Source organism: Streptomyces caatingaensis (assembly GCF_001187435.1).
GTDB classification, from domain to species: Bacteria; Actinomycetota; Actinomycetes; order Streptomycetales; family Streptomycetaceae; genus Streptomyces; species Streptomyces caatingaensis.
Window position 1 is genome coordinate 398,492 of record NZ_LFXA01000004.1, and the last position, 23,373, is coordinate 421,864.

Annotated in this window: 20 protein-coding genes and 1 pseudogene; 14 read left to right on the top strand and 7 right to left on the bottom strand. The window is 72.9% G+C overall.

Annotated elements, in window-relative coordinates; all coding sequences use genetic code 11:
* Nucleotides 1–34 precede the first annotated feature (34 nt).
* The 8 genes from AC230_RS09175 to AC230_RS09210 all read left to right on the top strand — a co-directional run bounded on the left by AC230_RS09175 (nucleotide 35) and on the right by AC230_RS09210 (nucleotide 9,557).
* A complete protein-coding gene (locus AC230_RS09175) occupies nucleotides 35–1,939 on the top strand; it encodes a hypothetical protein (RefSeq protein ID WP_049715574.1) in 1,905 nt (634 codons plus the stop codon).
* A gap of 17 nt (nucleotides 1,940–1,956) precedes the next feature.
* On the top strand, nucleotides 1,957–2,622 hold the full coding sequence (locus tag AC230_RS09180) for a TetR/AcrR family transcriptional regulator (RefSeq protein WP_049715575.1): 666 nt from the start codon (nucleotides 1,957–1,959) through the stop codon (nucleotides 2,620–2,622).
* Between the two features lie 140 nt (nucleotides 2,623–2,762).
* A complete protein-coding gene (locus AC230_RS09185) occupies nucleotides 2,763–4,067 on the top strand; it encodes an extracellular solute-binding protein (protein WP_049715576.1) in 1,305 nt (434 codons plus the stop codon).
* Entirely contained in the window at nucleotides 4,064–4,993 is a 930-nt protein-coding gene (locus AC230_RS09190; protein ID WP_049715577.1) for a carbohydrate ABC transporter permease, read from the top strand. The genes AC230_RS09185 and AC230_RS09190 overlap by 4 nt, the downstream gene beginning before the upstream one ends.
* Nucleotides 4,990–5,814, top strand: coding sequence for a sugar ABC transporter permease (locus tag AC230_RS09195; RefSeq protein ID WP_049715578.1), 825 nt, complete (start codon nucleotides 4,990–4,992; stop codon nucleotides 5,812–5,814). The genes AC230_RS09190 and AC230_RS09195 overlap by 4 nt, the downstream gene beginning before the upstream one ends.
* 106 nt (nucleotides 5,815–5,920) lie before the next feature.
* Nucleotides 5,921–7,567 carry a glycoside hydrolase family 13 protein gene (locus tag AC230_RS09200; RefSeq protein ID WP_049715579.1) on the top strand — a complete coding sequence of 549 codons (1,647 nt, stop codon included), beginning with the start codon at nucleotides 5,921–5,923 and terminating at the stop codon, nucleotides 7,565–7,567.
* Between the two features lie 25 nt (nucleotides 7,568–7,592).
* Entirely contained in the window at nucleotides 7,593–8,657 is a 1,065-nt protein-coding gene (locus AC230_RS09205; RefSeq protein ID WP_049715580.1) for a LacI family DNA-binding transcriptional regulator, read from the top strand.
* Between the two features lie 36 nt (nucleotides 8,658–8,693).
* Complete coding sequence (locus AC230_RS09210) at nucleotides 8,694–9,557, top strand: phosphatase PAP2 family protein (RefSeq protein WP_049715581.1); 864 nt, start codon at nucleotides 8,694–8,696, stop codon at nucleotides 9,555–9,557.
* Nucleotides 9,558–9,564: 7 nt separating this feature from the next.
* Here AC230_RS09210 and AC230_RS09215 read toward each other — a convergent pair whose 3' ends face one another.
* The 3 genes from AC230_RS09215 to AC230_RS09230 all read right to left on the bottom strand — a co-directional run bounded on the left by AC230_RS09215 (nucleotide 9,565) and on the right by AC230_RS09230 (nucleotide 14,736).
* The gene (locus tag AC230_RS09215; RefSeq protein ID WP_049715582.1) at nucleotides 9,565–12,600 is read right to left on the bottom strand and encodes a bifunctional [glutamine synthetase] adenylyltransferase/[glutamine synthetase]-adenylyl-L-tyrosine phosphorylase; all 3,036 of its coding nucleotides are present in this window, start codon (nucleotides 12,598–12,600) and stop codon (nucleotides 9,565–9,567) included.
* Nucleotides 12,601–12,669: 69 nt separating this feature from the next.
* Nucleotides 12,670–14,031, bottom strand: coding sequence for a type I glutamate--ammonia ligase (gene glnA / locus AC230_RS09220; RefSeq protein ID WP_049715583.1), 1,362 nt, complete (start codon nucleotides 14,029–14,031; stop codon nucleotides 12,670–12,672).
* Between the two features lie 282 nt (nucleotides 14,032–14,313).
* Nucleotides 14,314–14,736, bottom strand: coding sequence for a MerR family transcriptional regulator (locus AC230_RS09230; protein ID WP_078871082.1), 423 nt, complete (start codon nucleotides 14,734–14,736; stop codon nucleotides 14,314–14,316).
* A 109-nt stretch (nucleotides 14,737–14,845) separates the two neighbouring features.
* Between AC230_RS09230 and AC230_RS09235 the strand changes: the two genes are divergently transcribed.
* Both AC230_RS09235 and AC230_RS31865 read left to right on the top strand, forming a co-directional pair.
* Nucleotides 14,846–15,289, top strand: coding sequence for a nitroreductase/quinone reductase family protein (locus tag AC230_RS09235; RefSeq protein WP_049715585.1), 444 nt, complete (start codon nucleotides 14,846–14,848; stop codon nucleotides 15,287–15,289).
* A 292-nt stretch (nucleotides 15,290–15,581) separates the two neighbouring features.
* Nucleotides 15,582–15,755: pseudogene (locus AC230_RS31865) on the top strand (MerR family transcriptional regulator); the annotation flags it as partial.
* Here the strand turns inward: AC230_RS31865 and AC230_RS09240 are convergent.
* Both AC230_RS09240 and AC230_RS09245 read right to left on the bottom strand, forming a co-directional pair.
* Complete coding sequence (locus AC230_RS09240) at nucleotides 15,743–17,107, bottom strand: tyrosine-type recombinase/integrase (protein WP_049715586.1); 1,365 nt, start codon at nucleotides 17,105–17,107, stop codon at nucleotides 15,743–15,745. The pseudogene AC230_RS31865 and the gene AC230_RS09240 sit on opposite strands and share 13 nt — an antisense overlap.
* Nucleotides 17,100–17,666 (bottom strand): helix-turn-helix domain-containing protein, encoded by a 567-nt coding sequence (locus tag AC230_RS09245; RefSeq protein ID WP_049715587.1) that lies wholly within the window; start codon nucleotides 17,664–17,666, stop codon nucleotides 17,100–17,102. Before AC230_RS09245 ends, AC230_RS09240 begins: the two co-directional genes overlap by 8 nt.
* Before the next feature lie 123 nt (nucleotides 17,667–17,789).
* On the opposite strand from AC230_RS09245, the gene AC230_RS09250 reads away from it, so the two are divergent.
* The 4 genes from AC230_RS09250 to AC230_RS09265 all read left to right on the top strand — a co-directional run bounded on the left by AC230_RS09250 (nucleotide 17,790) and on the right by AC230_RS09265 (nucleotide 21,055).
* The gene (locus tag AC230_RS09250) at nucleotides 17,790–18,002 is read left to right on the top strand and encodes a helix-turn-helix transcriptional regulator (protein ID WP_198535477.1); all 213 of its coding nucleotides are present in this window, start codon (nucleotides 17,790–17,792) and stop codon (nucleotides 18,000–18,002) included.
* Nucleotides 18,003–18,145: 143 nt separating this feature from the next.
* Complete coding sequence (locus AC230_RS09255) at nucleotides 18,146–18,436, top strand: hypothetical protein (protein WP_049715589.1); 291 nt, start codon at nucleotides 18,146–18,148, stop codon at nucleotides 18,434–18,436.
* 4 nt (nucleotides 18,437–18,440) lie between these two features.
* Nucleotides 18,441–19,487 (top strand): bifunctional DNA primase/polymerase, encoded by a 1,047-nt coding sequence (locus AC230_RS09260; RefSeq protein WP_049715590.1) that lies wholly within the window; start codon nucleotides 18,441–18,443, stop codon nucleotides 19,485–19,487.
* Entirely contained in the window at nucleotides 19,484–21,055 is a 1,572-nt protein-coding gene (locus tag AC230_RS09265) for a hypothetical protein (RefSeq protein ID WP_078871084.1), read from the top strand. Before AC230_RS09260 ends, AC230_RS09265 begins: the two co-directional genes overlap by 4 nt.
* 454 nt (nucleotides 21,056–21,509) lie before the next feature.
* On the opposite strand, the gene AC230_RS09270 is transcribed toward AC230_RS09265, so the two are convergent.
* Both AC230_RS09270 and AC230_RS09275 read right to left on the bottom strand, forming a co-directional pair.
* Nucleotides 21,510–22,064: a GNAT family N-acetyltransferase gene (locus tag AC230_RS09270; protein ID WP_049715591.1), complete on the bottom strand. Its 555-nt coding sequence runs from the start codon at nucleotides 22,062–22,064 to the stop codon at nucleotides 21,510–21,512.
* The gene (locus AC230_RS09275) at nucleotides 22,061–23,269 is read right to left on the bottom strand and encodes an NsdA family TPR-like regulatory protein (RefSeq protein ID WP_241833147.1); all 1,209 of its coding nucleotides are present in this window, start codon (nucleotides 23,267–23,269) and stop codon (nucleotides 22,061–22,063) included. Before AC230_RS09275 ends, AC230_RS09270 begins: the two co-directional genes overlap by 4 nt.
* Between the last annotated feature and the right edge of the window lie 104 nt (nucleotides 23,270–23,373).

The window sequence follows — 23,373 nt, forward strand, 5'->3', positions numbered from 1 at the left end:
GGTGACCATCCCACCATTCACTCGTTCTACGGACGTGGAGCAGCAAGCGACAGCCCCCCGCCCCCGCACCGCCCCCGACGCCGTCATCGACATCGACCGGGCCGAGGCCGCGCTCATCGAGCACTACCCCCGCCTCGTCCGCCTCTGCTACCTCGTGCTGCCCCCGGCCCTCGGCCGCCACCGCCGAGTCCTCACCGCGCACGCCCTCGTGCAGCGCGCCCTGCCGCGCACCCGGCCCGGGGCCGGCGAGCCCGCCCCGGCCGGGGACCCCGGCTACGCCTACGTCCGCCTGCGGGTGCTGCGCGCCGCCCTCGACGCGGCCCGGCCGCGCGGCCGCTTCGCCCTGCCGCGCCCCGGCCAACTCCCCCCGCCCGTACCGCAGGTGTGGGGGCTGCGGCTGTTCCCCCGCTCCGGCGGCGCCGACGAACTCGCCCTGGACCAGGCCCTCGGCCGGCTCTCCGCCCCCGCCCGCGCCGCCTTCGTGCTGCGCGCCGTGGAGCTGGGCGCCGACCGGGAGGTGCGCGCCCTGCTCGACGCCGCCGGGGTCGAGGACCCCGGCGCGGCCATCGCCGAGGCCACGGCCATCCGCGTCCCGCCCGGCTCGCGGGAGGGCACGCTCCTCAACTCCGTGGAGTTCGACCCCTGTTCGCTCCAGGCCCGGCCCACCGACCTCATGCAGCGCCGCCGCCGCACCCGCGCCGCCGCGATCGCCGTCGCCGCCTCGGCCGTGTGCGGCGCCCTGCTGCTCGCCCTCACCGGCGGCCCCGGCCCCGACGGCGCCGCCGCCCCGCCCTACACGCGCAACGCCGCAGCCGAACAGGCCCTGGACCCCGGCCTGTTGACCCGCGCCGAGCCCGGCGGCTGGCAGCACGCCGACCGCCCCGGCTTCGCCTCCTGGCCCGCGCGCGGCTCCCGCGCCGACGACACGGCGCTGCTGCGCCGCGCCCTGGCCGTCTGGGCCCGCCCCGGCCCCGGCGTGCACGTGACCGCCACGCCCGGCACGCCCACCGGCCCCGCCGCCGGCCCGCCCCAGCTCCTGTACGCGGGCGAGGTCGACTCCGCCGTGGTGGTCCTCCTCCACGACGGGCTGCGCGTCGTCCGCTACGCCGAGGCGCGCGGCGGCGGCGGTGCGGGGGCGGCCGCGCTGGACTTCGCCCGGACGGACGCCGCCGACGCGGACACGGCGACCGCCGTCGTCGTCGGCCGGACCGACGGCAACGTCCGCTATCTGACAGCCCCTTGGGTCGCCTCGGCCGCCGTCCGCGACCTGCTCGCGCCCGGCCGGCCCGCGCGGCCCCTGCGCCGCGACGCGGACGGGGTGACCGACCCCGTGGCCGGCCCCGCCGCCGCGGGCGACTGCTCCGCCTGGCCCGCCCTCCAGCTCGGCCCGCGGCTGGCGACGGACCTGGGCGAGCTGGTCCCGGCCCGTCTGACCACCGGCGCGCCGGGCTCGTCCGCCTCCTCCCCCGGGGCCTGGGCCCACACCGCCTGCCGGCTCCAGCCCCTGCGCTCGCAGGGCGTACGGGCGGTCAACCTCTGGCACTTCGCCCACCAGCGGCTGCCGGGCGCGGCCGGGACGGGCGACTGGTACTGCACCCGCGCCGAGACCTGGCGCGGCGCCGGCAGCCGCGTCCTCGCCCAGTTCCAGCCCCCCGGCGCCCGGCCCGCGGCCCAGGCGGCCGTGGTCGGCCGCGCCGAGGACTCCCCCGCGTGCGGCCCCCGTTCCCCGCACGCCCTCGCGGGCGGCCTGTGGCGCTCCGCGAGCGGCGCGTGGTACGCGCTCGCCGCGGGCAGCGAGGACGTCGCGTCGATCACGGCGGCCGGCGGCGTCCACGGCACCGAGCCCGGCCCGACGGCGTTCTGGCCCGCACCGCCGGGCGCCCGGGCCCGGTTGAGCGGCCGGCTGCGCGACGGGGGCGCGGTGGCGCCGCTGCGGTGACCGCTTAGGATGCCCGCATGACCACCGCGACCCGCAACCGCCGCCGCATGGACGTGGCGCGGCGGCGCGAGCAACTCATCGCCGTGGCCCTCGACCTGTTCAGCCGGCGGCCGCCCGAGCGGGTCTCGCTCGACGACATCGCGGCCGCCGCCGGCATCTCCCGCCCGCTCGTCTACCACTACTTCGCGGGCAAGCAGAGCCTCTACGAGGCCGTACTGCACCGCGCCGCCGACGACTTGGCGACGCACTTCGCCGAGCGGCGCGAAGTCCCGCCCGGAACCGTCCTGTTGGACGTCATCGCCCGCTTCCTGGACTTCGCCTCGGAGGACGCCACCGGCTACGCCGTCCTCCTGCGCGGCACCCCCGACCTCACGGGGCGCGTCCGCGAGGCCGCCTACGCCCGCCTCCTGGGCCGGCTCGCCGTCGGCACGCCCGGCCCCCGGCTCGAGGTCGCCCTCCGCTCCTGGATCTCCCTCACCGACACCACGGCCCGGCTCTGGCGCGAGGAGCCGGGCATTCCGCGGGCCGAGCTGGAGTCGCAACTGGTGCACGCCTTCGTGGCGATGACCGCCGCGAGCGCGGCCCATGACGCCGGGATGGCGGCCGTCCTGCGCCGCGTCCTGGAGGACGAGCCGAAGGACGGCCCCTTCGGCGACGCGGTCACCGCGCTGGCGACGCTCTGAGCGTCCCCCTCCCCGCCCTGCCACCGCCGGGGGACGCCCCTTTCTTGCAAGCCCTTTCGCAAGGGATTGCAAGCTGTTAGCTTCCTCCTCAGCCCGGGCCGTCCCACCCCAGGACCGGCCCTCGTGACGAGGAGATCCCTATGCGAAGAGGCATACCGATCGCCGCCGCCCTCGGCGTGCTCGCGTTCGCCGCGGCCGGCTGTGGCGGCAGCGGCGGAGGCGACGGCGGCAGCGGCGAGAAGGCGGCCAGGGACCCGGGCGCGGTGAGCGGGACCGTCACCTGGTGGGACACGTCGGACGCGACGAACGAGGCGCCGGAGTTCAGGAGACTGGTCGCGGAGTTCGAGGCCAAGTATCCCAGGATCAAGGTCGATTACGTCAACGTCCCCTTCGACCAGGCGCAGCAGAAGTTCAAGACGGCGGCGGCCGCCGGCCGGGGCGCGCCCGACGTGCTGCGGGCGGACGTCGGGTGGACGGCCGGATTCGCACAGCTCGGCTACCTCAAGGACCTCACGGGGACCCCGGCGCTGGACCGCCCGGAGGACTTCCTCCGGGGACCGCTCGAGGGCGCGGCGTACGAGGGGAGGACGTACGGCGTCCCGCAGGTGACGGACACCCTCGGGCTGCTCTACAACAAGGAGTTGCTGCGCGAGGCGGGCGTGGACAGGCCGCCGGCGAACTGGCCGGAGGTCAAGGACGCCGCGCGGAAGGTGCGGGAGAAGTCCGGGGCCGGCGGCATCGGCCTGAGCCCCGACAGCTACTACTCCCTCCCGTTCCTCTACGGGGAGAAGAGCGACATGCTCGACGTGCCCGGGAAGCGGATCACCATCGCGGACCCGGCGTCGCGCAAGGGCATCGAGACGGCCGTGGACCTGGTGAGGTCGGGCGCGGCGCCCAAGCCGGCCGGGACGGACGGCTACAACGCGCTCAAGACCGACTTCAAGAACGGCCGGCTGGCGATGCTGATCGACGGCCCCTGGGCGACCAAGGAGCTGTTCGGCGGCGACGCGTTCAAGCGGCGGGAGAACCTGGGCATCGCCCCGGTGCCGGCCGGTTCCACCGGGGTCGCGGGGGCCCCGGTGGGCGGCCACAACCTCGTCGTCTACGCGGGAACGCGGAACTTCGACGCGTCGTACCTCTTCGTACGGTTCATGACGGACGGCGAGCGGCAGCGCGAGGCGTCCACCGCCCTGGGGCTGCTGCCGACGCGAACGTCCGCCTACACCAAGGACGTTCTGGCCGACCCGGTCCGCAAGTCCTTCCATGACGCGCTGACCACGGCGCACCCGCGCCCGCCGATCCCGCAGGGCGGCGACCTGTTCACCGTCTGGCTCCAGCACTACACGAAGATCCTGACGCTGCGGGAGGAGCCGCGGGCGGGCCTGGAGGCCACGGCGAAGGAGTGGAAGTCGGCGCTCCTCAAGGACTACGCGGTCGCGTCATGACGAGACTGCGCCGCTCGCTGACGGCCCACTGGTACGCGTGGGCCATGGTCCTGCCCGTGGTCGTCGTCCTGGCCGTCCTGGTCGCCTATCCGCTGGGCAAGGGCATCTACCTGTCGTTCACGGACGCCGACGAGGCCAACACCGCCCGCACGATCGGCGTCAACCACATCCCGTCGACGTACGGGTTCGTCGGCCTCGACAACTACTGGCGCGTCCTGTCCGGCCAGGAGGGCAACTTCTACGGCCGGCTGGGCTGGACGGTGGTGTGGACGGCGTCGTGCGTCGTCCTCCACTACGTCCTCGGCCTGGGCCTGGCGATGCTGCTCAACCGGCCGATGCGGCTGCGGGGCCTCTACCGCGTGCTGCTGATCCTGCCGTGGGCGGTGCCCGCGTTCGTCGCCACCTTCTCCTGGCGGCTGATGTTCAACGAGAAGTACGGGGTGCTCAACGCGGTGCTCGAACGGCTCGGCGCGGGCGCCGTGGACTGGCTCGGCGACAGCACCCTGCAAAAGGCGGCGGCCGTCGCCGTCAACGTCTGGATGGGCGTGCCGTTCATGATGGTCGCCCTCCTGGGCGGGCTGCAGACCATCCCCGCCGAGCTGCACGAGGCCGCCGCACTCGACGGCGCCTCGCCCTGGCAGCGGTTCCGGCACGTGACGCTGCCGGGCCTGCGGACGGTGAGCGGGACGGTCGTCCTGCTCGGCACCATCTGGACGTTCAACATGTTCCAGGTGATCTACCTGCTGATCGGGCAGGGCGCGAGCTCGGACAGCGAGATCCTGGTGACCTACGCCTACCGGCTGGCCTTCCAGGGCATCCGCGACTACGCGGGCTCGGCGACGTACGGGATCCTCCTCCTGTCGCTGCTGCTGGTGTTCGCCACGTTCTACCGGCGGGCCCTGGCGCGGCAGGAGGTGGCGCGGTGAAGCCCCGTTCGCGCGGCGCCTCCGTGGCGCTGCACGCCACGCTGGCCGTGGCGTCGCTGCTCGCCCTCTTCCCCGTCCTGTTCGTCGTCCTCGTCTCGCTGCACGGGCGTGACGGCTGGCAGGAGCCGACGCGGATCGGCGGCCTCGGCCTGTCGACGTACCGCTACGTCCTGTCGGACACCAAGTTCCTCGTGTGGTTCGGCAATTCGCTCGTCGTGGCGGCGGGGGCGACCGCGCTGGGCGTCCTCGTCTCGGCCAGTGCCGGGTACGCGGTCTCGCGGCTGCGCTTCCCCGGCCACCGGCCGCTGATGTGGACGTTCCTGGTCGCCCAGATGTTCCCGATGGCGGTCCTGATCGTGCCGCTCTACACGATCCTCGGGCAGCTGGGCCTGCTGGACTCGTACGCCGGCCTGATCCTCACCTACTGCTCGGTCTCCGTGCCGTTCTGCGCCTGGATGCTCAAGGGCTACTTCGACACGATCCCGGCCGAGATCGACGAGGCGGGGCGGGTGGACGGGCTCACGCCGTTCGGCACGTTCTGGCGGCTGGTGCTGCCGCTGGCGCGGCCGGGGCTGGCGGTGACGGGGTTCTACTCGTTCATCACGGCGTGGGGCGAGGTCGCGTTCGCGAGTCAGTTCATGAGCAGTGAGGAGCATTACACCTTGGCTGTGGGGTTGCAGACGTTCGTGGGGCAGCAGAAGGCGGAGTGGGGATTGATGACCGCTGCGGCGGTCCTCATCACCGTTCCCGCCGGGGTGGTGTTCTTCCTGGCGCAGCGCCACCTGATATCCGGCCTGACGGCCGGCGGCACGAAGGGCTAGCCGCCGGCCGGCGGGTGATTGTGCCCCTGTCCCCTCCGGGGGAGGGGCTGGGGCGAAATCTCCCCCACCCACAACCCGAACCTCACTCCCAGCCCCAAGGAACCCCATGACCCAGAACCCGGCCCCCGCCACCACCACCGCCACGGAGGGCAACACCCCACCGGCAACGCCCTGGTGGCGCGACGCCGTCATCTACCAGATCTACGTCCGCTCGTTCGCGGACAGCGACGGCGACGGCATCGGCGATCTGCGCGGCGCACGCCGACGCCTGCCGTACCTGGCGGAGCTGGGCGTCGACGCCGTCTGGCTGACGCCGTTCTACGCCTCGCCGCAGGCGGACGGCGGCTACGACGTCGCGGACTACCGCGCCGTGGACCCGCTCTTCGGCGGCCTCCAGGACGCCGACGACCTCGTCCGCGAGGCACACCGCCTCGGCCTGCGCGTCATCGTCGACATCGTGCCGAACCACACGTCCGACCGGCACGCGTGGTTCCGCGAGGCGCTCGCGGAGGGGCCGGGCGGCGCGGCCCGCGCCCGCTACCACTTCCGCCCCGGCCGGGGGGCGGACGGCGAACTGCCGCCCAACGACTGGGAGTCGGTCTTCGGCGGCCCGGCGTGGACCCGGACGGGCGGGGCCGACGGCGAGTGGTACCTCCACCTCTTCGCCCCGGAGCAGCCGGACCTCAACTGGGAGAACCCGGAGGTGGCGGCGGAGTTCGAGTCGATCCTGCGCTTCTGGCTCGACCTCGGCGTCGACGGCTTCCGCGTCGATGTCGCGCACGGCATGGTCAAGGCCCCCGGCCTGCCCGACATCGGGCGAAAGGAACAGGCCAAACTGATCGGCGCGCAGGTGCTGCCGTTCTTCGACCAGGACGGGGTGCACGCGATCCACCGCTCCTGGCGGCGGCTGCTGGACTCCTACGACGGCGGGCGGATCGGCGTGGCCGAGGCGTGGGCGCCGACGCCCGAGCGCCTCGCCCTGTACGTGCGCCCGGACGAGCTGCACCAGGCGTTCAACTTCCACTTCCTGACGTGTCCCTGGGACGCGGCGGCGATGCGGGCCGTCATCGACGAGTCGCTGGCGTCCACGGGTTCGGTGGGCGCGCCGGCCACCTGGGTGCTGTCCAACCACGACGTCGTCCGGCACACGACCCGCTACGGCGGCGGCGAGCGGGGCACCCGCCGCGCGCGTGCGGCGGCGCTGCTGATGCTGGCGCTGCCGGGTTCGGCGTACGTCTACCAGGGCGAGGAGCTGGGGCTGCCGGAGGTCGTGGACCTGCCGGACGCCGTGCGGCAGGACCCGGCGTTCTTCCGGGGGGACGGCCAGGAGGGCACGCGGGACGGCTGCCGGGTGCCGATCCCATGGGAGGGCGCCGAGGCGCCGTACGGTTTCGGCCCGGCCGGCAGCTGGCTGCCGCAGCCGGCGGAGTGGCGGCACCTGTCGGTCGCGGCCCAGTCCGGCGACCCGCGTTCGACGCTGGAGCTCTACCGCTCGGCGCTGGCCCTGCGGCGCCGGCTGCCGGGCCTGGGCGACGGTCCGATGTCCTGGCACGCGACGGGGGACGGGGACGCCGGGGTGCCGGAGGGCGTCCTCGCCTTCTCCCGGCCGGGGTTCGCGTGCACGCTCAACACCCTCGGCATCGAAGTGGAACTGACCGTTCCGGGACGGCCGGTGCTCGCCACCGCCCCGCTGGAGTTCACCGGCGGCACGGTCCGGCTGCCCGCCGAGACCTGCGTGTGGTGGGAAGTCTGAGATGGGACCGGTACAGTCACCTCCCGTGACCGCACGGCTGGCCGACATCGCAGCCCAGGCGGGTGTCAGCGAAGCAACCGTCAGCCGCGTCCTCAACGGGAAGCCGGGGGTGGCCGCGTCCACCCGCCAGTCCGTGCTGGCCGCGCTCGACGTGCTCGGCTACGAACGGCCGGTGCGGCTGCGGCGGCGCAGCGCGGGCCTCGTGGGGCTGATCACACCCGAGCTGGAGAACCCCATATTCCCCGCCTTCGCGCAGGTGATAGGGCAGGCGCTGACCCGCCAGGGCTACACGCCCGTCCTCGCCACGCAGACGCCCGGCGGCTCCACCGAGGACGAGCTGACCGAGATGCTCGTGGAACGCGGCGTGGCCGGGATCATCTTCGTCTCCGGCCTGCACGCGGACACCTCCGCCGACATGCAGCGCTACGAGCGGCTGCGCGCCCAGGGCGTGCCGTTCGTCCTCGTCAACGGCTTCTCGTCCAAGGTGCGGGCCCCTTTCGTCTCCCCCGACGACCGGGCCGCGATGAGGCTTGCCGTCACCCATTTGGCGGAGCTGGGCCACCGCAGGATCGGGCTGGCGGTGGGACCGGCGCGGTACGTGCCCGTCCAGCGGAAGACGGAGGGCTTCCTGCGCTCGATGAAGGACCAGCTCGGCGTGGAGGCGGACGACGCACAGGAGTTGGTCGAGCACTCGCTGTTCACCCTGGAGGGCGGGCAGGCGGCGGCCGAGGCGCTCCTGGGACGGGGCTGCACGGCCGTCGTGTGCGCCAGCGACATGATGGCCCTCGGCGCGGTCCGGGCGGCCCGCGGGGCGGGCCTGGAGGTGCCCAGGGACGTCTCCGTGGTCGGCTTCGACGACTCCCCGCTCATAGCGTTCACCGACCCGCCGCTGACCACCGTCCGCCAGCCCGTGCGGCCCATGGGGCAGGCGGCGGTGCGCGCGCTGCTGGAGGCGATCGGCGGGACGCCCGCGCCCCACAGCGAGTTCGTCTTCCTCCCGGAGCTGGTCGTACGGGGCTCGACGGGGGCGGCGGTCGTTACGCCCGGTGCGCGGCAGGCCGAAAGCCGCCAGGACCCACCTCGGGGATGATCTGCGCCCTTCGCGACTCTGGCACACTGTGGGCCTATGGGTGAAGCGACCGCAAGGACCCTGGAAGGCCGTACGGCAGCCCCGCCGCCCAACGGGGAGAGCGCGGACAGGCCGCCTGCGGACCGTCGCCTGTCGCCGCGCGGGCCGTCCCCGCGCGGACGGCGTTCGCCCCGCCGGCCCCGGCTCTGGTTCGAAGTGCTCCTCATCGGGGTCAGTTACTGGGTCTACTCGCTCGTGCGCAACGCCGTTCCCGAGCAGAAGGCCCAGGCGCTGCGCAACGCGGACTGGATCTGGGGCGCGGAGCACACCCTGCGCATCGCCGTCGAGGACACCGTCAACCGGGCCGTCAATTCGGTGACCTGGCTCGTCGTGGGGATGAACTACTACTACGCGACGCTGCACTTCGTCCTGACGATCGGTGTGCTCGTCTGGCTCTACCGCTGGCACCCCGGGCGCTACGCGGCCGCGCGCCTCGTCCTCTTCGCCACGACCGGTGTGGCGCTGCTCGGTTACTACCTGTTCCCGCTCGCGCCGCCCCGGTTGATGCCCGGGGGCGACTTCGTCGACACCGTCGTCGTCCACCACACGTGGGGTTCGATGGCCTCGGGCAATCTCGCGGACGTCTCCAACCAGTACGCGGCGATGCCGTCGATGCACATCGGGTGGTCGGTGTGGTGCGGGGTGATGATCGCGGTGTTGGTGCGGCCGGTGTGGGGGAAGGTGCTGGGGGTTCTGTATCCGGTGGCGACGTTGGTCGTCATCGTGTCGACGGCGAATCACTTCTGGCTGGATGCGGTCGGGGGATTGCTGTGCCTCGGCTTCGGGTTCGGGTTGTCGTATGTGTGGTACGGGGCGTTTCCGTACCGGCTGGCGAGGCGGGTACCGGTCGTGGACCGGTGAGACCCTCCTACCCCCCGTAGAACCGATCCTCCACCACCGCCCGCGCCCTCCGCGTCGTCCGACGGTAGTCATCGAGCATGTCACCGACGTGACCGGGCCCGTACCCGAGGTAGCGGCCGACCGCGGCCAACTCCCGGGCGTCGCCGGGGAAGGAGTCCCCGGGACGCCCCCGCACGAGCATCACCGCGTTGCGGACGCTCGTCGCGAGCACCCACGCCTCGTCGAGGATCCGCGCCTCGTCGGAGGCGAGCAGCCCCGCCGCGCGGGCGGCGGCGAGCGCCTCGCGGGTGCGGGTGGTGCGGAGGGCGGGGACGGCGCGGCCGTGGCGCATCTGGAGGAGCTGGACGGTCCACTCGACGTCCGAGAGCCCGCCCCGGCCCAGCTTGGTGTGGAGGGTACGGTCCGCGCCGCGCGGCAGACGCTCCCGCTCCATGCGGGCCTTGAGCCGGCGGATCTCGCGGACCGCGTCGTCGCCGAGGCCGTCCTCGGGATACCGCAGCGGATCGACGAGTTCGAGGAAGCGGCGGCCCAGTTCCTCGTCGCCCGCGACCGGTTCGGCCCGCAGCAGGGCCTGGCTCTCCCAGACGAGCGACCAACGCCGGTAGTAGGCGGCGTAGGAGGCGAGGGTGCGGACGAGGGGGCCGGAGCGGCCCTCGGGACGCAGATCGGCGTCGATCGGCAACGGCGGGTCGGCGGTGGGCAGTTGCAGCAGCCGGCGCATCTCGTTGGCGACGGCGAAGGCGGCCTTCGCGGCCTCCTCCTCGCCGACGCCGTCCCGCGGCTCGTGGACGAAGAGGACGTCGGCGTCGGATCCGTAACCCTGTTCGTGGCCGCCGAAGCGGCCCATGCCGATGACGGCGAAGCGGGTGGGCAGCGTGTCGCCCCACTCCGCCCGGACGGCGGCGCGCAACGCGCCCGCCAGGGCGGCCGCGTTGAGGTCGGAGACGGCCCGGCCGACGACGTCGCAGCGGCTGCCGTGGTCACGGCCGGTGCCGCGCGAGCCGTTGACGACCCCCGTGCCCGAACCGGCGCGCCCGTAGGCGCCGATGATGTCCGCGGCGGCGGTGCGGAACAGCTCGCGCCGCCGCACCCCGCGCACCGCGACGATGGCGGCCTCCGCGTCCTCGGCACGGCCGACGGCGGCCAGCGTCTCCTGCTCCAGGGACTCGCGGTCGCGCGGGCGCAGCCCTTCCGGGGCACCGAGGATGGCGACGGCCTCGGGGGCGCGCAGCAGCAGGTCGGGCGCGAGCCGCCCGGCGGAGAGGACCCGGGCGAGATTCTCCGCGGCGGCGCCCTCGTCGCGCAGCAGCCGCAGATACCAGGGGGTCTTGCCCAACGCGTCGGACACCTTGTGGAAGTTGAGCAGTCCGGCGTCGGGATCGGCGGAATCGGCGAACCAGCCCAGCAGCACGGGCAGCAGCGTACGCTGAATCGCCGCCTTCCGGGTCACTCCCGAGGCCAGCGCCTCCAGATGGCGCAGCGCGGCGGCCGGGTCCGCGTAGCCGAGGGCCTCCAGCCGCTGTCCGGCGGCCTTCGGGCTGAGGCGGATCTCGCCGGGTTCGAGCTGGGCGACGGCGTCCAGCAGCGGCCGGTAGAAGAGTTTTTCGTGCAGCCGGCGCACTTCGCGGGCGTGCCGCCGCCACTCACGGTCGAGTTCGGCGACCGGGTCGGTGCGGAAGCCCAGGGAGCGGCCGAGGCGGCGCAGTCCGGCCTCGTCCTCGGGCACCAGGTGGGTGCGGCGCAGCCGGTGGAGCTGGATGCGGTGCTCCATGGCGCGCAGGAAGCGGTAGGCGGCGTCGAGGGCGGCGGCGTCGGCCCGGCCGACGTAGCCGCCGGCGGCGAGCGCGGCGAGGGCGTCCAGGGTGCTGCCGCTGCGCAGCGTGGCGTCGCTGCGGCCGTGGACGAGCTGCAGGAGCTGGACGGCGAATTCGACGTCGCGCAGGCCGCCGGGGCCGAGCTTCAGTTCGCGGTCGACGCGGTCGGCGGGGATGGAGGCGACGACGCGGCGGCGCATCTGCTGGACGTCGGGGACGAAGTTGTCGCGCTCGGCGGCCTGCCACACGAGCGGGGCGACGGCGTCCGCGTAGCGCTGTCCGAGCACCGGGTCCCCGGCCACCGGGCGGGCCTTGAGGAGGGCCTGGAACTCCCAGGTCTTGGCCCAGCGCTGGTAGTAGGCGAGGTGGCTGCGGAGCGTCCGTACCAGCGGCCCGTTGCGGCCCTCGGGGCGGAGGTTGGCGTCGACGGGCCAGATGGTGCCCTCGGGGGTGGCGTCGGAGCAGATCCGCATCATGCGGGAGGCGAGCCGTGCGGCGGCCTGGAGGGCGGGGCCCTCGGCGGTGCCGCCGTGCGGCTCGGCGACGAAGATGACGTCCACGTCCGAGACGTAATTGAGCTCGTGGCCGCCGCACTTGCCCATGCCGACGACGGCGAGCCGGCAGGCGGCGGCGTCCTCGGGGTGCTCGTCGCGGGCGATGCCGAGCGCGGCCCGCAGGGTCGCGGTCGCCAGGTCGGCGAGTTCGGCGGCGGTCTGGGCGACGTCGGCGGTGCCGGTGACGTCGCGGGCGGCGATGGTGAGCAGGCAGCGGCGGTAGGCGGCGCGCAGCGCGTTGGAGGGGGCGAGGCCCTGCTCCCGCCCGGCCGTCAGGCCGTCGGCCAGGGCCTGTTCGAAGGCGGCGGTGTCGGGGTGCAGGTCGCCGGTCTCGAAGGTGACCAGCGCGTGCCAGTCGGCGGGGTGGCGGGCGAGGTGGTCGCCGAGCGCCTCGGAGGCGCCGAGCACGCCGAGCAGCCGGTCGCGCAGCGGCTTGGCGGCGGCGAGGGTGTCCAGCAGGGTCCGGGCGTCCTCGCCGGCCGCCTCGACGAGGCGGGCGAGCCCGCGCAGCGCGAGGTCGGGGTCGGCGGTGGCCCCGAGCGCGTCGAGCAGCACGGGATCGTCCCGCACGGCCGCCAGTCCGTCCGCCTCCAGCAGCCGCCCGGCCATCGCGGGATCCGTGAACCCGTGCCGCACCAGCCGGCTGAAGGTGCTGCTCCTGCGCCCCGGCACCATCGTCCCGCCGCCTCCAGCCTGACCATGTTCGATCAAGTTCCCGGCGGCCAGCCTAGCCGCCGCGGACGTCTACAGGACCGGAAGCATCTTCCGCAGTTCGAAGGCGGTGACCTCGGAGCGGTACTCCTCCCACTCCTGCTTCTTGTTGCGCAGGAAGAAGTCGAAGACGTGCTCGCCGAGGGTCTCGGCGACCAGTTCGCTGCGCTCCATGAGCTCGATGGCCTCGCCGAGGTTCTGCGGGAGGGGGGCGATGCCCATGGCGCGGCGCTCGGCGTCGGAGAGGGCCCAGACGTCGTCGTCGGCGCCGGGCGGGAGTTCGTAGCCCTCCTCGATGCCCTTGAGGCCGGCGGCGAGGAGGACGGCGTAGGTCAGGTACGGGTTGGCGCCGGAGTCGATGGAGCGGACCTCGACGCGGGTGGAGCCGGTCTTGCCGGGCTTGTACATGGGGACGCGGATGAGGGCGGAGCGGTTGTTGTGGCCCCAGCAGATGTAGGCGGGGGCCTCGCCGCCGGAGCCGGCGGTGCGGCCGGAGCCGCCCCAGATGCGCTTGTAGGAGTTGACCCACTGGTTGGTGACCGCGGAGGTCTCGGCCGCGTGCCGCAGGAGGCCGGCGATGAAGGAGCGGCCGACCTTGGAGAGCTGGTACTCGGCGCCCGACTCGTGGAAGGCGTTGCGGTCGCCCTCGAAGAGGGACAGGTGGGTGTGCATCCCGGAGCCGGGGTACTCGGAGAACGGCTTCGGCATGAACGTGGCCTGCACGCCCTGCTCCAGCGCGACCTGCTTCATGATGAGCCGGAAGGTCATGATGTTGTCGGCCGTGGACAGCGCGTCCGCGTAGCGCAGGTCGATCTCCTGCTGGCCGGGCGCGCCCTCGTGGTGGCTGAACTCGACCGAGATGCCCATGGATTCGAGCATGGTGATCGCCTGGCGGCGGAAGTCCATGCCGACGCCGGTCGGGGTGTGGTCGAAGTAGCCGGAGGAGTCGGCGGGCACCGGGCGGGTGCCGTCCACCGGCTTGTCCTTGAGCAGGAAGAACTCGATCTCGGGGTGGGTGTAGAAGGTGAACCCGAGGTCGGAGGTCTTGGCGAGGATGCGCTTGAGGACGTACCGCGGGTCCGCGTACGAGGGCGAGCCGTCCGGCATGAGGATGTCGCAGAACATCCGGGCCGTGCCGGGGGCCTCGGCGCGCCAGGGAAGGATCTGGAACGTCCCCGGGTCCGGCTTGGCGATCATGTCGGATTCGTACACCCGGGCGAATCCCTCGATCGCGGACCCGTCGAAGCCGATGCCCTCGTCGAAGGCCTGCTCCAGCTCGGCCGGGGCGACCGCGACCGACTTCAGATAGCCGAGCACGTCCGTGAACCACAGCCGCACGAAGCGGATGTCGCGCTCCTCGAGGGTACGGAGCACGAACTCCTGCTGCTTATCCATAGCTACCTATCCTCGCTGGTCAGGCCGTCCGTCCCCGGCCGCGGGGCAGGCCGGGGCACATCAGCATCCCACCACACGATTTCGGACGCGTTGCGCACGGGCATCCGGAAGCGCACGGCGCGGTGGGCCCCCGCCCGTGCCCGGGGGACGCCCCCGCCGGTGTGTGCCGTCGTCCTCGCCCCCATCCTGCCCGCCGGGGCGTGTGCCGCGCACCCGCCTCCGTCGCCTCCATTGTGGAACAGCCCTCCGGCGGCCGCAGGGCCCGCCCGGGGCGGCCGGCGGCTACCGGACGGCGCGCGTCCCGGCGCGGGCCGCTCCCCGCTCGGCCCGCTCGGCCCGCTCGGCCCGCTCGGCCCGCTCGGCCCGCTCGGTCTCGGCGAGGATCGCGGCCAGCTCCGTCCGGCTCTCCCAAAGGCCCGCGATCCTCTCGTCCATCCCGCGCAGCGCGTCCCTCAGCCGGTCCCCCACGCAGGGGTGGACGAACAGGCCGTCCCCCTCGACGCACGGCAGCACCTCGCGGATCACCCGCGTCGGGAGCCCCGCCTCCAGCAGTCCGCGGATGCGGCCGACGACGAGCGGGGCGTCCGCCGCGTACGAACGCTGCCCCCCGGGGGTCCGCTCCGAGGCGAGCAGCCCCTGCTCCTCGTAGTAGCGCAGCAGCCGGACGCTCACTCCCGTGCGCTCCGCGAGCTCCCCGATCCTCATCAACGTGATCCCTCTCACACCGACTTGAAGCTCACACCGATGTGAGCTCCTAGCGTCGCCACCATGACCGGCGAACGAACCCTACGTCCGACCCCTTGGCGGTGACAGCGTGAGCAATCCGTTCAATGAGCGGGTGATCGAGGAATTCCGCGCCAACGGGGGTGTGGTGGGCGGGGACTTCGCGGGGACGGACCTGCTCCTGCTCACCACGGTGGGCGCGCGCAGCGGACTCCCGCGGACGACCCCGCTGGTCTACCTCCCCCACGGCCCCCACCTGACCGTCTTCGCCCTCAACGGCGGCGACCCGGCCGCCCCCGCCTGGTACCACAACCTCCGCGCCCACCCCGACCGCCTCACCGCCGAGGTCGGCCGCGACACCTACCCGGTACGGGCGTCCGAGGTCACCGACGAGGACGAGTACGAGAGCCTGTGGCGGCGACAGATCGCCATCGAACCGAAGTTCGCGACCTTCCGCGCCCGCGCGGGGCGGAGGGTGCCGGTGCTCCTCCTGCACCGGGAGGGCGGCGGTGGGGGTGGTGACGTGTCCGTGTAGGGGCGGGGTGGCGCGGGGACGGGCGGGGCGGTGTGGGGGGGCAAGGGTTTTCTCCCCCGCCCCGCCCTTTCACCATTCCTCCGGGGCGGAGCCCCGGCGGGGTGCGGGGGCGGAGCCCCGCGGCGTCGGCGCGCGCCGCGCGCCGTGGGGTCGCGCAGGGGCGCAGCCCCTGCGGAAACGGTGAAAGGGCGGGGCGGGGAGGAAACCCCGGGGCCGGGGCGGAGCGGGCCGGCGCTTGACCCTCACCCGACGTCAGCCCCCACCCTGTCCCCGGAAAACGAAAGGCAGCCCCATGACGTACACCGTCGGACAGGTCTCCGACTTCGCCCGCATCACCGTACGCACCCTCCACCACTACGACCGCACCGGCCTCCTCACCCCCAGCGAGCGCACCTCCGCCGGCTACCGGCTCTACAGCGACGCCGACCTGGCCCGCCTCCAGCAGATCCTCTTCTACCGCTGGCTTACGGCTCTGGCCTGCGCAGATGCACCCCCGATAGGGGTCTCAGGGCACTTCTGGGGCACACCGGTGCCGAGAACTGCCTCGACAGCGTCCCGCGTCGTGTCCTCTTGGTTGGGCCACAGGTGCGTGTACGTGTCGAGTGTGATCGACGGCTTGGAGTGCCCGAGCCGCTTCTGCACCGTCTTGACGTCCTCACGGTGGCGGATGAGCAGCGAGGCGTAGAAGTGCCGTAGGTCGTGCATGCTCGCGCCCTCGAATACCTGCACGCGCTCGGGCTCGGCGCCCTCGGGCCTCCCCACGCGTACCCACTCCGCGTGTGCCGCGGCGTACCGCTCGTCAAGGTCCTTGTTCGCCCGCTCAACGATGCGGGCCCACGTGCGTGCCCAGGCCGAGCGGCGTACGGCCTCGCGCCGCTCGTTCGGGAAGATCAGCCGCGCCTTACGTCGCTTGGGGTTGCGCGGGTCCGTCCGGTCCTCGACGTCCACCAGCGGCGCGGGGTGTGCCTTGAGGTGCGCGGCGAGCGCGTCAACGGCGGACTTCGCGAGCGGCACCGTGCGGTAGCTCTCGTGCGTCTTGGGCTCGCCGATGAACGGCTCACCGTCGTCCGGGCCGACCAACTGCTGTTCGACTCGCACCGTGCGGCGCAGGAAGTCGACGTGCTCGACTTCGAGGCCGAACACTTCCCCCTGCCGCAGGCCGGACGCCGCGGCGAACAGGATCAGCGCCCGGTACCGAGCGGGCGCGGCCTCGACGAGGGCCCGTACGGCGTCAGGGTGAAGCGGCACGATCTCGCGGCGGCGCGCCTCGGGCAGCTTCACGCCCTCGCAAGGGTTCACGCGCAGGATGCCGTCATGCAGCGCCGTGCGGAACACGGTCACGAGGTAGGCGTAGGTCGTGCGCAGGCTGTTGTGCGACAACACGGCGGCGCGGTCCTTCACCCATGCCCGTATCTCTGACGAGCGGATACTCGACATCGCCCGGTCGCCGAACGTCGGGTAGATGTGGCGGCGCAGTGCCCGCTCGACGCGCGTCGCGGTGCTCGTGCGGTGCACGGCCGAGACGCGCCACCGCTCGGCGACGGCCCGGAAGCTCTCTTTGCCCGCGGCGGGGTCGACGTACAGGCCGCGGTCAAGGTCGGCCTTGACGGTGGCCGCGCGGGTCTCGGCTGCGGCGCGCTTGTCGAAGTTCTCTTTGCGCTGCTTCCCGCTCGCGTCGCGCCAACGGACCTGCCACCGCTTCCCCTTGCCGTGCTCGCCGCTCGGGGCGAGCTTGCGCGTCTTGCTGGTGTGCTCGCTGCACGGCTTGTCGTCCTTGCCCGGACGAGACTTGTGCCACCGGTCGTAAACCTCAGCCATTCGGCTCTGCCTCCCCCTGATCCCCGCCCGCGTCAGCCGTCAGAGCCTCGGGTTCGACGCCGGCGGCCCCGAGGGCTTCCCAAACCTTGATGTACGCCTCATGCCCCTCACGCTGGCGCCGCTCGCGGGACTTCCACTCTTCCGCTGGCACCTCGCTGCGGTAAATGCGCTCATCCGTGAAGGTGAGCGGCGCCTCGCCCCTAATCCACCCGCGGACCCAACCGGCGTTCTCACGCTGGAGTCCGTGAGTCGGCTGCGAAGGCTCGGGGGTGAGTTCGTAGCGCACCTGCTCGTCATCGACCGGTACGAGCAGGTGAATCGGCGCAACGTGTAGAGCCTGCGCCAGGATCAACCACTCTTCGAGGGTGACCTGCCGCCGGCGACGGCCATTCAGGTCACGTCGACCGCTCTCGATGTTGGCGATCACTGAACCTGTCATGCCCGGCGCGCCCATCAAGCGGCAGCGTTCGGCGAGTTCCTTGGCCGAGAGCCCTTGACGCTTCCGTAGCTCTTGGACCCGCTGGGCGACGAAGTCGCTCGCGGATTGAGAGCTGCCCACATTCCCACCTCTTCTGTCGATACGACAAATCCTTGCGCAAGGTTGACATGCGCAGCGAGGCATCGCAAGGTGATCACATAACAAAACGACAACGGTTGATGTCGAATCGACATAGGAGGATTCGTGTCCCCTGCCCAGCTCCCCAATGCCACCGCCCGCCGCAAGCTCGCCACCGCGCAGGAACTCGCCGACTACTGCGGCGTGCCGCTGGCCACCGTCTACCAGTGGTCGCATCGCGGTAGCGGCCCGCGGATGATCAAGGTCGGCCGCCATCTGCGCGCCCGCTGGGAGGACATCGATCGCTGGCTCGACAGCCACGCCACCGACGCCGCGTGATGCGCGCCCCGCTCTGTCGCACCCGACAAGGGCCGCCGGCCTGCGAAGGCCGACGGCCCCTACGCCTCGCCCACCACTTCGCCAGTGATCACCAGCGGCGCCGGGTTTCTCACCACCCGGGCCGCTCGGAAGGATGCTCCTCCGTGCACACCATGCACCCCCGCTGCTCGACCGCCCCGCCGACGATGACCGACCACCTGCCCATGTGGCATGGATGGGCGGTCCTGCCCGTCCCTACACAGCAATACGGCGGGCTCATGCCCGCACCGCGCGGCTTCGGCGTTGACGTCTTCATAGGCGCCGCGCGTGACATTGGCGACCACACCACGCGCGAACTCGCCGCCGCCATGGCCGACTGTTCCGACTACCAGGTCACCGATCCGCACGGCCTCGCCGCCGTCGAGGTTCGTCTCGCCGCCCTGCTGGGGCGGTGAGAGCGTGACGCCCCCGACTCCCGGCCCGCTGCGCGTAGCCCTGTGGTTCGCCGCTCAGGGCTACGCGGTTCACCCGCTCGCCCCGGGCCGGAAGGTGCCCGTACGCGGCTGCGACCGCTGCTCTCCCGGCACTGCTGAGCGCCCTAACCCCGCCTATGTCGAGCACGACGGCCGTGCCTGCCAGTGCCACGCCGACGGCCGCCCTTGTCACGGGGTGCTCGCCGCCACCACCGACCCCGACCGCATCACCGCATGGTGGGCAAGCACGCCCGCGGCCGGGGTCGGCGTGGCCGCGGGACCCTCCGGACTGGTGATCCTCGACGTCGACTGTCACGGCGGCGATGTGCCGGCCGACGCCGAGCGGCTGCTGCCCGGCGTCGAACTGCCCGACGACATCGCCCCGGGCAGCGTCCGCGACGGCCGCGACGTCCTCGCGCTGCTTGTCGAGGCGCGCCGCGCCACGCTGCCCGGCTGTGCCCCGGAAACGCTCACCGTGCGCACGCCCTCGGGCGGGCTTCACTACTGGTTCCGGGCGCCCGCCGGTACGCAGTGGCGCCCACAGGCGGGCGCGCTCGGCTGGCAGCTCGACGTGCGCGCCGGATCGTCATACGCCGTTGCTCCGGGCACGGTCACCTGCGACGGCGCGTACACCCCGCTCGGGGACTGCCGCGTGGTCGCCGAGCTACCCGTGTGGCTCGCCCGCGACCTTGACCGGACCGGGCACCGTGTGCGCCCCGAGCGGCCCCGAGTCGCCCTGCCGTGGCGCTCCCGCGGCATGGGTACCGGGTACGTGGCCGCCGCCGTCGAGGCCGAGCTGCGCGCGGTTGCTGAGGCACAGCCCGGCACCCGTAACGACACGCTCAACCGGGCCGCCTTCAGCCTCGGCACGCTGCTTGCCCCGGGCCGTCTTGATCGCGCCCAGGTCGCCGACGTCCTCGCCGATGCCGCCCGCCATGCTGGACTGTCGGGCCGCGAGGCCGAGTCCGCCATACGCTCCGGGCTCGCCGCCGGCGAGCGGCACCCGCGCACCCTGACGGGAGCCGCCGCATGACCTCCGCCCTGACTTTCAACCCGACCGCCGCCGCGCGTTCCGTCGTCCCCTTCCCGAGACTGGAAACGGCCACGGAGCAGCCGCGCGGCCCGAAGCAGGAAAGGCAGCCGCCGCAGGCCGAAGTGCTGCGCATGCTCGGCCAGAACCGATTCCGCTACCTGCGCCACAACGGCGCCCCCTACGCCGTGTCGTATGACGGCCCGCCCGTCGCCGTGCCGCTGCGCGCCACCGCCCACAGCGGCACCGGCAGCCTGCGCCAGCACCTCACACGCGCCTACGTGACCGAGTGCCAGCGCACCCCCTCGCAGTCCGCGCTCGCCGACGCCCTCGGCGCCCTCGACGCGCTCGCTGCGGACGTGCCCGAGGTCGAACTGCCGCTGCGCGTCGCCGCCGACCCCGACGACGGCAACGTGACGTGGCTCGACCTCGGCCGCCCCGACGGGCAGTCGGTACGCCTCGCCCCGGACGGCTGGACGCTCACTTACCCGGACGTCGAGACCGGGCCTGTGTGGCGCCGCAGCCGGCTCGTCCGCCCGCTGCCGCGCCCGGACCGCGTCCCGGGTGGCTGGCGCGAGGGTATCGAGGAGTTCGCCGCGCTGCTGCCGTTCACCGCCGAGACGCTGCCACTCGCCGTCGGCTGGCTGCTCGCCGCCCTGCGCCCGAGCATGCCGCGGCCCGTCGCCTACCTCACGGGCGAACAGGGCACGGGCAAGAGCACGTCAGGGCAGATGCTCGCCGGGGTCATCGAGGGCGCCCGCGCCCCGCTGCGCCAGGCGCCCGAAACCCTGCGCGACCTCGGGCCGACCACCGCCGCCGGATGGGTGCTCGCCCTCGACAACCTCTCGGGCATGCCCGGCTGGCTGTCCGACGCACTGTGCCGCATCGTCACTGGCGACGCCCAGGTAACCCGCGCTCTCTATACCGACGACGACGTCAACGTGCTGACCTACCAGCGCCCCGTACTGCTCACCGGAATCGACCTCGGCGCGCTCCGCAACGACCTCGCCGAACGCATGCTGCCGCTCGAACTCGCCCCCATCCCCCGACACAAGCGGCGCACCGCCGGCGCCCTGTGGGCTGCGTACGAGCGGGCGCACCCGCGCATCCTCGGCGCACTGCTCGACCTCGCCACCGACGTGTGGGCGGACTTCCCCCACGCCGCCGCGGAACTGACCGAGCGCCCGCGGCTCGCCGACTTCGCCGAGCTGCTGCACGCCCTCGACCGTGTCACCGGATGGCGCAGCCTCGACGCGTTCAACGGTGCGCAGGACACGCTGAACGATGCCGTGCTCGACGGCCACCCCGTTGCCGCCGCCCTGCGCGAGTGGACCGCCTCGCCCGCCTTCCCGCCCGACGGCTGGCAAGGCACCATGGCCGACCTTCACCGGCAACTCAGCAGCGATGGGCGCGGCCTCGCCGAAGGCTGGCCCAAGACGCCGGCCGTCCTCAGTGCCCGTATCCGCCAGGTCGCCCCCGCACTCCGCTCCCGCGGCATCCACGTGGCTCGCACCTCCGGCAGCAACAAGCACGGCAAGGTATGGGCTGTCACGTACGTCCCGTCGTCATGACCGCCCCGCCATCGCTACGCGCCCCGGTACGGCACTCCCGCCGCCCGGGGCGCTGCTGTTCCGGGGGACGCCTGGGGGACGCTCAGGGGACGACAGGGGGACGCGCACCGCACGTCGAGTCGTCCCCCACAGAACCCCGCTCATCAAGCGGAAACGGACGCACTGCCCGGAAGGGGGGACGCGGGGGACGGCTCAGACGCCCTTCCCCTCTGTCTCAGTCAGCAGAGGAAGGGAAGGTAAGAGGGGACGACGGAAACACCGTCCCCCGCGTCCCCGTGGTCCCCCGCCACATGACGGGAATGTCGCACCGCGACCGGTCGTGTTCCCTGTCCCTCGCGGGCGCGCGCGAATACCACACCCAACTGACAGGGGAGCACCCCTGGTTCCCCGGGTCGCATCGACCGGTCGATGCCGCCCTACGCGCGCGAGGCACGCCCGCCCCGGCCGGGACCGCTCATTTCAGATCGAGCAGCATCACATCGTGAAGGTCTGCGCCCTCCCACGGGCGCGCCTCGCCGATCTTCCGATACCCCCACGCTCGGTAGGCCGCCCGTGCGGCCCGACTCTCCGGGTGAACGTTGAGCAGCACACGCTCGACCTCCGCGCCGGCGAGCACGTTCTCGTGCAGTCGGCGGGCAACGCCCTGCTGGCGCCACGGGCCGCGCACGGCAAGTTCCATGAGCCCGAAGGTTCGGCGCCCGTCCTCGCGGCGCATGTCCTCGGGGACGGGTTCCGTCAGTTGATCCCACCACCCCGTGTTGGGGCCTAGCGGGTAGCCGAACGCCATGCCGACGGGCCCGCCGTCTTCGACACGGGCGAGGGCGGCCCGGAACGCCCGCCTGCGCGCCTGAGAGCGGAAGCGGCGGAACGTCCCCGCGACATCGTCCTCTGTCTCGTTGTACGGCGGCTCGGCGAACGCCTCGGCGTAGATGAGGCGAAACGCGTCCTCGGCCTGCGCGGCAGCCGGCCCGTCCATGCTCTCGACCGTGACGAGCCCGTGCTGCGTCATATGGCGCCCCCTTGGACGGTCTCGCGAATGCGCTCGCTGCAATCCCTCGCATCGGCGCTGTCGGTCCTCGCGGCAGCCCGCTCGAACTCCCGGATCTTGTCCAGCAGCCGGGGCGACGAGATCCCGCCGCACGCGTCGAGAACGCCGCGCATCTCCCCGCACGCTTCGTCGACCTCGCCAGCGGCCAGGAGGACGCAGGCGAGCTTGACCCGGTATGAGGCGCTGTTACGGGCGAGGTCACCGCCAATGCCGCGCACGGCAGCGCGGAGGAACGGCACGGCGTGCTTGGGCTGCTCGGCTCGCACGTACAGATCTGCCGTCGCGTAGTCGACCTCGAACGGGCCGACGAATCGCGCCCAGTGCGGCACCTCGGTATCGGCGTCCGTGCGCCCTTGGTGACTGACGGCCCGACTCAGCGCGCGGCGCGCTGCGGAAAGGTCGCCTGCGTGGGTGGCCACATTGGCTTCCCGGAGCGAGATCACGAGGCGAACCGTGGGGCCGGCACCTGCGCGGGTGGCGAGGCGGTAGGCGTTCTCTACCGCGCTCGCTGCCTCCCACGTCCGCTCTGCCTTGATCGCCAGGAGTACAAGGGTCTCCAGAACGGAGACTTGCAGCAGCGCGTCGTCTACGAGCTGGGCCGCCGCGAGTGCTTCCATGCAGGCGGCGCGCCCCTGGTCGATGCGCCCGCCGTCATAGCCGTACCAAGCGCGGTGACCGTGCAACTCGGCGAGCATCGTCTGTAGCTCCCGGCCGACGCGGCTCGTGTACGAAGCCGTTCCGAGCGCGCCCGTGATCTCGTCCTCGATCGCGCTTGCCTGCACCATGGCGGGCACGCTGCCCGCTGTGTGGTCCGTCCGGTACAGGCCGTCGAGTTCCGCGCGCAGCCGGGCGACATCGGCTGTGCCCACCCGAGGGCCAGACCGAGCGCCAACGAGCGCCGCGCCGGCGAGCAGCCCGGCGTCGGCGACGAACGTCCTTCGCTTCACATTGCCAGAGTCGCCGACCGGCGCCGCGATCGTCACCCGATGCGGGGGCACCTCGAACCCCATTTCGGCCAGGGGGACGCCGAATATCGCTTCGAGCACGATCTGCTGACTCGGATGGGGCAGAGGCGGGGGAGTCTCCCGTTCCCACCGCCGCACTTGTCGCACGCTGACGGATGCATCGATGCCCAAGCGCGCGGCTTCTTGGATGAAGGCCGTCACGAACGTCTCTTGGGTGTACCCGGCTGTGCGTCGTAACTGCGCAAGTCTGCTCACGACCCTGCCCGCCATCCGTGCGGCTGCCGTTTGTCTCTCACCGTAGTGAC